A 7,841-nucleotide genomic window follows, 5' to 3' on the forward strand; every position below is an offset into this window, starting at 1 on the left:
GGATACCAATTTGGGATACCAATTTGTATGGTATCATTATTGAAGCATTTTATCCAAATTGATTTCCTCATTGTTTACCTGTAAAAAATTATGGAACTCACTGAAATTATCCGGCAGCGGATCAAAAAAGAAGGCCCGGTTTCCTTTCATGATTTTATGGAAATGGCTTTATACCATCCTGAATTGGGATATTATATGGTGCCCCAGGATAAAATTGGTAAAAATGGAGACTTTTATACCAGTTCCAGCCTTGGCCCGGTATTCGGAGCGATGATCGGTAAACAATTGGAGGAAATGTGGCATTTAACCGGTGAAACCGAATTTACCGTTGTTGAATATGGCGCGGGGACCGGCGTTCTCTGCCATGATATTTTAGATTATCTGAAAGGCAATTCCAGGTTTTATGATTACCTGCACTATGCTATTATTGAAAAAAGCCCGGCTATGCGCGAAAAGGAAAAAACACATTTACAGGAAAAGGTGAATTGGTATGATTCGATCCGGCATCTGCCCAACGTTACAGGTTGTATCCTGTCCAATGAACTGATCGACAATTTCCCTGTCCACCAGGTAATAATGGAAGATGAGTTGATGGAGGTTTTTGTGGATGATAAGGATGGTTTTATAGAATTGCTCAGGCCTGCACCTCAAGCGATTAAGGATTACCTGATCGATTTGAATATTATTTTACCGAAAGGATTCCGGACGGAGATCAACCTGGAGGCTACCCAATGGATCGCAACAATTGCGGCATCCTTAAAACAGGGCTACGTGATGACCATAGATTATGGTTACGTTACTGAAAGCTTATACAAACCTGGCCGGAGCCGGGGCACACTGCTTTGTTATCATCAGCACCAGATCAACGATCAGCCGTATCAGCGGGTGGGTAAGCAGGACATCACAGCGCACGTTAATTTTTCGGCCTTATGCCATTGGGGGACCAGGAACGGATTGACCTGTTGCGGACTGAGTAGCCAGGCCCAGTTCCTATTGGCGCTCGGTTTCAAAGAATATTTGAGAAAGACCACCGTTCCAACGGCGCATATTGCGCAGCTGGCTATGCAGGAGGTTATGCTGACCCATACTTTATTAGTTGATATGGGGAATAAATTTAAAGTGCTTATCCAACAGAAAGGGTTGCCGGTGACAGAACTGTCCGGATTAAAACTTTCATAGCGAAATTAAGCATGAGGACCAGCGCTTAGCATGATAAAAACTTCAGAAAACCGGCTTTCTTCTAAACTTTTTGCGCAATTCATTCTTGACTTTCTCCAGTATTATAAATATTACAGGGCAAATATCCGGGCTAAAGACAGCGCGTTGAAAATAAAGGAAAATTCTGGGAAGGCTTCGCACCTGACACGCTGTATCCGGTTAATGGAAAAATATTTATCTGCATTTTAATTGATCGGAGCGGTTGTGACCATACCATTTATACAAAAATCAAAAAATGACAAACCTTTTCACTCCGGGCATGTATAATTTATAAGGTTATCATTATATGTTTTTTTACAGGCATTGACAGTTATATAAGAAAGATAAATAGTATGCTGATCATACCCTGTCACAGTCATCATAACGCTGGATATTTACTCAACCTTACCGAAATCAGGCTATCATAAAGAAAATTTATTAAAACGATAATTATCTGTTTATTATTCAATCTTTTAATGATCAGGCTATGAAAATCTTCATCACAAATTTGCCCCCTTGGATCAAAGCCACAGATATTAGGAAATGGTTTAGTTCATTCGGCTGCGTTCGGGCTGCACGGGCCAGCATTGCAACAGATGCTAAGCAAAGCAGTGGCTTTGCATTTTTAGAAATGCATGATATCGAGCAGGGATGCCATGCTATCGCAGGTTTAGATGGTTCTCTTGTGGATGGGCAGGAGATCAGGGTTAAACTGGCGGGAAGCCAGCGACCTTTCCGGCGAAGCGGTAAACGGCCCAGAATGACGCTGGTACATGGAAAAATTAGTCAGTAGTACAATTCCGGACAAAGCACTGATATGCATTTCCATTTTAATTTCAGCATGGATGCTACCCTGTTTTTCATGACCCTTTCTGCATGTCTATGGTAAGTATTGACTTTAGTCATTTTTTTAAATTCACTTACCCTGTTAATGTTACTACCAGCAACTGGACTGTTTTGCCCGGAAACTGTATGCAATTCCGGCAACAATGGGAGGCGCAGCTCTATTGGAACTGCTTGCTTTTGTTTTATTAATACTCGCGGTGCTCCATAAGGAATTGTTATTTCCAAAAAGCAGGGCTTGAGCGCGATCAGCTGTTTTGATCGTCAGGATGAACCGACAGGACAAATAAATAAAAACAATTCTAACAATATTAAATTATGCGATACCATGTACTGGCAACAGATTACGACGGGACACTTGCCAAAGATGAGCGGGTTTCACCTGATATAATTGAATCTTTAAAGCGGCTCAAGGCAAGCGGCCGCAAACTGATACTGGTCACCGGTCGCGAACTCGAAGACCTGCAACGCATATTTCCGGAACATGCTCTGTTTGACCGTATTGTGGCAGAGAATGGCGCCCTGATTTATCAGCCGGCTACTTTAAAGGAACGCTTGTTAGGGGACCGGCCCCCGGAAGCTTTTATTCAAAAACTAAAAGCACAGCAAATCAAGCCGCTTTCGGTTGGCCGGGTGATCGTGGCCACTTGGGAGCCGCATCAAACTACTGTACTGAATACGATAAAGGAAACCGGGCTGGAATATCAGGTGATCTTTAATAAGGGTGCGGTAATGGTTTTGCCGCCCGGTATCAATAAGGCAAAAGGATTGCATGAAGCTTTAAAAGAGCTCGCGATATCCGAACATAACACCGCAGCGATAGGCGATGCGGAAAATGACAACGCGATGCTGCAGGTAGCTGAATGTGCCGTGGCTGTGGCTAATGCATTGCCACAGGTTAAAGCCACCGCTGACTGGACCACGGAGCATCATCATGGAGAAGGCGTGGCCGAACTGATCGCTCAAATGATCGAAGATGACCTGGCTGGATTGGATCAGCAGTTGTCGCGGCATTACCTGGAACTGGGCCAGTGTTTTGATGGTTCCGTCTTTAATGTCAGTCCGTACGGGCACAGTCTGCTGCTGGCAGGCACCTCCGGTTCCGGTAAAACCACTTTCACTGCAGCTTTCCTGGAAAAATTAATGGCGAAGCAGTACCAGTTCTGCCTGATAGACCCGGAAGGCGACTACCTGGACCTGCCGGATATTGTAACAATGGGAGATGCCAGTCAGCCACCCATCATAGAGGAAGTGGTGAAGTTGCTTGCCCCGGCAGCTCAAAACGCGGTTGTATGCACCCTGGCCATTCCGCTGAATGACCGGCCGTCCTTTTTTAAAAAATTACTGACGGCGGTAGTTGAGCTCCGTAAAAATACCGGGCACCCGCATTTTATCATTATGGATGAGGCACATCACCTGGTACCCCAGGAAACAGAAGATAGTTTCTTTAATTTCCCCGAAGACTTTAAAAACTTTTTTGTCATCACCACTAAGCCTGACCTGATCAGTCACGTTTTTTTGGAGAGGGTGGATATCGCCATCATGATGGGTGAAACCCCCAGCCGGTTCATGGCTGAATTTGCCGCGCTCATTCATGTAAAGGTGGATGTCCCCGAAAATATCGTGCTGCAAAAAGGAGAAGTGCTGGTATGGCAAAAGGATCAAAACAAAACGCTGTTGGTGAGAAGCGTCATGCCTGGCACCCTATTGCGGCGGCATAAACGTAAGTATGCCACCGGGGACATGGGGTACGATAGTTTTTATTTTAAAGGCCCCCAAAATAAGCTCAACCTGAAGGCCAACAACCTGAATACTTTTGTGCAAATGGCAACAGGCATTGATGATGAAACCTGGCTTTATCACCTCTGGCAAAAGGATTTCTCCAGGTGGTTCCGGGGATCTGTTCACGATGAAGAACTGGCCCTGCGAACTGAAAAGATCGAGGAGCAGGAAAAAAATGCAGGCATTTCCCGTGAGGCGATCTTTCAGCTCATTCATGAGCGGTATACAGCGCCTGCCTGATTAAAAACCAAAATGCTGGATATCCTGGTCAATAGGAACTGCTTTAACCTATTACAAAACATATCCGGCTGGATTTCCTACGGACAACTTGATTGAGTTGATCGGTGTCCATTTTTTTTAAATGTTAGCGCTGTTTAAAGAGTCAATACAGCATGCCTCCTTTATTTTTTTCTAAGGCGGCTTCTTTTTCCTCATATTCCCGGATGTCAATTTCCCCTTTTACGAGACGCCTTCTCAGGATTTTCAGTTCATGATCCCTGCTTAATCTTTGACCCGGTATGCCCAACGGAATGGCAAAGATCCAGATCAGCAGTATGATCCAGCCACCATATCCAGTTTATCCCCCAATTATATCCGCTATGATCGTACCACATGGCGCATTTGTTTTTAAGTAAATACCGCTTTAACTTGTGCTTTTTTTATTTCTTACGGGGTGGAACAATCACGTAATTAACCTGTTGGCTATAGTACCAGCAGCAGGAGGAGTAGCATGTTCCTGGCTGAACTATTTTGGCGATGGGTTTAAAACGGTAATTAATAACAGCACACACGACACTCTTCGTTATACACACGATTTGCGGATGCTGCGCTTTTTTTATTCGGCTGCCTGGTATTAAAATCAACTTTGAAGGATTATAAATTCAATCTATTTTATTATAATTGGTTGCTCAAAATCGATGGCAAAAAACAAATTACTAAGAATGGACAATGTCGGCCTCGTTGTAGAATCCCTCGATGACGCTATATCTTTTTTCACGGAGATAGGTTTAAAGCTCGAAGGGCGAGCTAAGGTCGAAGGAGAATGGGCTGGTCGCGTTACGGGACTGGGTTCTCAGTCTGTAGAGATGGCTATGATGGTTACCCCCGATGGCCATAGCCGGCTTGAGCTTTCGAGATTTCTAACTCCGCCTGCTATCTCAGATCACCGGACTGCTGCTGTGAACTCTTTCGGTTATTTACGCGTTATGTTCACTGTTGAAGACATTGACGAAATGATATCCAGACTCATCAAGCATGGCGCTCAACTCGTGGGCGAAGTGGTTCAATACGAGGACTCGTATCGGCTCTGCTACATTCGCGGAACCGAAGGACTTCTAATCGGTTTGGCGGAACAACTCGGTAATAAATGAGTAGCGGATGTATGATAAGTTTCTGACAGGCTTTCAATGTCCGTCTTTATCGTCATATTATCATTCGGCCCGACTGTGCTAAGGAGCAACACTAAATTTGCGGTTCTCGTTGCTTCAGCGCTATCCAGACACTGGGCTATGTTTACTTGCTTAGAGCCTCACCGACACATAATGAGTGTACGTCATTATGTAAATAGGAGATGTCATAAAATGTTATTGACATAAAAATTATTGGTCATTCTCTAAAATTGATCCAGAACACAATAAAAGCGGCAAAAAAAAGCAAGACGCCCGCAATCATCACGGCGGTAGCTGCCGCTTGCTGACTGATGGAAAAAGACAGGCGCATCAGCAAACCACCCCCAGCCAGGAAAAATAGACAATACCATAAATTCTTTCGCTTTGGCATTAATCAATTCTTTGTGTTTTAACCCTCATAACCTTATGCCTGTTAATTTAATCATTAACAGATCCGCCATAATAACGGTAAAATTCATTTTCATAGGTTTCAGGTAACGGCATTGACGGATCATATTCCGGGCTGTTCTTTACGGCGTTTACCGTTATATTGACATAAACCGAAGAATCCTCCCATTTTATCTTGCTAATCCATTTGGGAGCGATCAAAACTTTCTTCCCGGGAAACCAGTGTCCTGTATCTACTACCAGGAAATGCACTTGCCAGGTATTATCATCAATGATAAAATCCTCTACATCGCCTATTTCACCATCAGCAGCATGGATCCGGTAGCCCGTAACTTCATTGGTACTGCGCAGGTGCGGATCAACCGGTTTCTTTTTATTGGATGCTGCCAATATGCTTTCTTCAAACGGCGTTCTGGATTCGGCCATACCCGACAACCCCATACCCCCATAAAATCCAACGCCGACAGGACCATAATATGGCCAGCCGTAGTGACTGTAAAGTTCAATTTCCTGCTGGCGGGAAACGGTCCTTTCCGTATCGATATCCGGACTATTTTTTATTTGCTCTTTAGTAAGATTAACCGGAAAAATTTTTCTTTCCCAGTCAGGTTCTTTTAAAGCCGTGGAGGAAATAAGCACTTTACGACCAAACAGCCAGCTGCCTGTTTTCACAATAAGGTAACGTATAGTCCAGGTTTCGTCATCAAAATAAAATTCATCCACTTTACCAAACTCACCATCGGTGGCACCCGTACTGAAGCCAACCAAATTTTTCACATTACGTCTCATAATTCCTCCCGCTTTATAGGCTCTTTTTTTAGCTCTCTTTGTATATACCTTATTAAACTCCAGGTTCAAAGAGAAGGTTAGATGTTCATACCAGCGCGCTGTCCGGTCTGAAAATGACACCTGCAATAGTTGCAATAATTAATATGATCATTAATACCCAAAAGAAAATACCGATTACGGCGACTGTTGTTGTCGTTTTTTCTTCTTCATACATGTTCTCCGCAGTCGCGCTTTTCCCCGTATTGCCGTTATTCAATCTGCGTGGTGAAGGGGCTGTAGGTACTACCGCTGCAAGCAGCAATGCAAATATTACAGCTGCAATTAAGCCCGGTACCCAATAATATCCCCATACTACAGGACCTGCCGGCGCTGCCCGCTCGCCTGCGCTAAAGGAAACGAAAAACAGCAGGAAGAAAAACGTCCAGAAGCTGCCCCATGGCCCGGTATTCTTAAAGACCAGGCTAAAGATCACTGTTAATATCACAGCATAAAAAAGGGCGAATAAAATACCGGCGATTGACATGATCGATAAATTAAATCGTTATCAAAAGGCCTTTTACTTATCTATATAACAAGCGATTACGAGAAATGTTCCATTTATCCATCATCAATATTGCTGATATTCATTAAATGATGGCATCCGGCAGCTCTTTTTTATGCTCCGATGAAAATCTTCATTAACTCACTGAAATTATCCATAGTTATTCTTCTGAAAGCTTATACCAGCCTTGCCGAAACCAGGGTATTCTGCTTTGTTATCATCAGCACCACATCAATGATAAGCCTTATCAGCAGGTGGGTAAAGAGGACATAACTGCCCAGGTCAACTTTTCAGCTTTATGCCATTGGGGGCTCAGGAACGGGTTGGCATGTTGTGGCTTAACCACCCAGGCTCAGTTTTTGCCGTCACTCGGATTTAAGGAGTACTTACGAAAGAACACGGCCGAGAACGGAAATATCGCGCAATTAGCACTGCAGGAGGTCATGTTAATCCATACCTTATTGGTTGATATGGGCAGTAAATTTAAAGTATTGATCCAGCAAAAAGGAATGCCGGGACCAGCACTATCGGGATTAAAAACTTCCTAACGGGATTGAGTGGAAAAGCCTGAAATCAAAATGAGCCGGTGGCAGGTCGTCTCCGACCTGGTTGCTGATGAACGAAAAACAATATAAATCAGTCCGGCTCAGCCATTGACCACCTCACCTCCATTTACATGGATTACCTGCCCGGTAATAAATGAGGCATCGTCAGAGGCCAGGAAAACATAGGCAGGCCCAAGTTCTGATGGCTGCCCGGCGCGTTTCATCGCGGTTTCGCTGCCAAAGCTTTTGATCTTTTCTTCATCAAATGTGGATACGATCAGTGGCGTCCATACCGGCCCCGGTGCCACCGCGTTGACGCGGATCTTCTTTTCAGCGAGGTTGGTAGCC

11 protein-coding genes are annotated in these 7,841 nt (G+C 44.2%); 7 read left to right on the forward strand and 4 right to left on the reverse strand.

What is annotated here, in order from left to right:
- The first annotated feature begins 90 nt into the window (after positions 1-90).
- The 5 genes from AC1DPZ_RS17795 (at position 91) to AC1DPZ_RS17815 (ending at position 5,192) form a co-directional block, all read left to right on the forward strand.
- The gene (locus tag AC1DPZ_RS17795; protein ID WP_477405826.1) at positions 91-1,179 is read left to right on the forward strand and encodes a class I SAM-dependent methyltransferase; all 1,089 of its coding nucleotides are present in this window, start codon (positions 91-93) and stop codon (positions 1,177-1,179) included.
- 505 nt (positions 1,180-1,684) lie between these two features.
- Positions 1,685-1,990, forward strand: a complete 306-nt coding sequence (locus tag AC1DPZ_RS17800) for an RNA recognition motif domain-containing protein (protein WP_477405828.1) — start codon at positions 1,685-1,687, stop codon at positions 1,988-1,990.
- A gap of 368 nt (positions 1,991-2,358) precedes the next feature.
- Entirely contained in the window at positions 2,359-4,062 is a 1,704-nt protein-coding gene (locus tag AC1DPZ_RS17805; RefSeq protein ID WP_477405830.1) for an HAD family hydrolase, read from the forward strand.
- A gap of 410 nt (positions 4,063-4,472) precedes the next feature.
- Positions 4,473-4,679 carry a hypothetical protein gene (locus AC1DPZ_RS17810; protein ID WP_477405832.1) on the forward strand — a complete coding sequence of 69 codons (207 nt, stop codon included), beginning with the start codon at positions 4,473-4,475 and terminating at the stop codon, positions 4,677-4,679.
- 60 nt (positions 4,680-4,739) lie between these two features.
- On the forward strand, positions 4,740-5,192 hold the full coding sequence (locus tag AC1DPZ_RS17815; RefSeq protein ID WP_477405834.1) for a VOC family protein: 453 nt from the start codon (positions 4,740-4,742) through the stop codon (positions 5,190-5,192).
- 235 nt (positions 5,193-5,427) lie between these two features.
- Here AC1DPZ_RS17815 and AC1DPZ_RS17820 read toward each other — a convergent pair whose 3' ends face one another.
- From AC1DPZ_RS17820 to AC1DPZ_RS17830, 3 genes are all read right to left on the reverse strand, one after another.
- Entirely contained in the window at positions 5,428-5,601 is a 174-nt protein-coding gene (locus AC1DPZ_RS17820) for a hypothetical protein (protein ID WP_477405836.1), read from the reverse strand.
- Between the two features lie 47 nt (positions 5,602-5,648).
- Positions 5,649-6,407 carry a PRC-barrel domain-containing protein gene (locus tag AC1DPZ_RS17825; RefSeq protein WP_477405838.1) on the reverse strand — a complete coding sequence of 253 codons (759 nt, stop codon included), beginning with the start codon at positions 6,405-6,407 and terminating at the stop codon, positions 5,649-5,651.
- 85 nt (positions 6,408-6,492) lie between these two features.
- Positions 6,493-6,930, reverse strand: coding sequence for a hypothetical protein (locus AC1DPZ_RS17830; protein ID WP_477405840.1), 438 nt, complete (start codon positions 6,928-6,930; stop codon positions 6,493-6,495).
- Between the two features lie 141 nt (positions 6,931-7,071).
- Here AC1DPZ_RS17830 and AC1DPZ_RS17835 point away from each other — a divergent pair, with 141 nt between their 5' ends.
- Positions 7,072-7,221 carry a hypothetical protein gene (locus tag AC1DPZ_RS17835; protein ID WP_477405842.1) on the forward strand — a complete coding sequence of 50 codons (150 nt, stop codon included), beginning with the start codon at positions 7,072-7,074 and terminating at the stop codon, positions 7,219-7,221.
- Positions 7,179-7,496, forward strand: coding sequence for a hypothetical protein (locus tag AC1DPZ_RS17840; protein ID WP_477405846.1), 318 nt, complete (start codon positions 7,179-7,181; stop codon positions 7,494-7,496). The genes AC1DPZ_RS17835 and AC1DPZ_RS17840 overlap by 43 nt, the downstream gene beginning before the upstream one ends.
- Before the next feature lie 98 nt (positions 7,497-7,594).
- On the opposite strand, the gene AC1DPZ_RS17845 is transcribed toward AC1DPZ_RS17840, so the two are convergent.
- Positions 7,595-7,841, reverse strand: a 247-nt coding sequence (locus AC1DPZ_RS17845; protein ID WP_477405844.1) for an SDR family oxidoreductase, incomplete at its 5' end; no start/stop codon positions are given.

It is taken from the genome of Mucilaginibacter sp. P4_G9 (assembly GCF_056400985.1).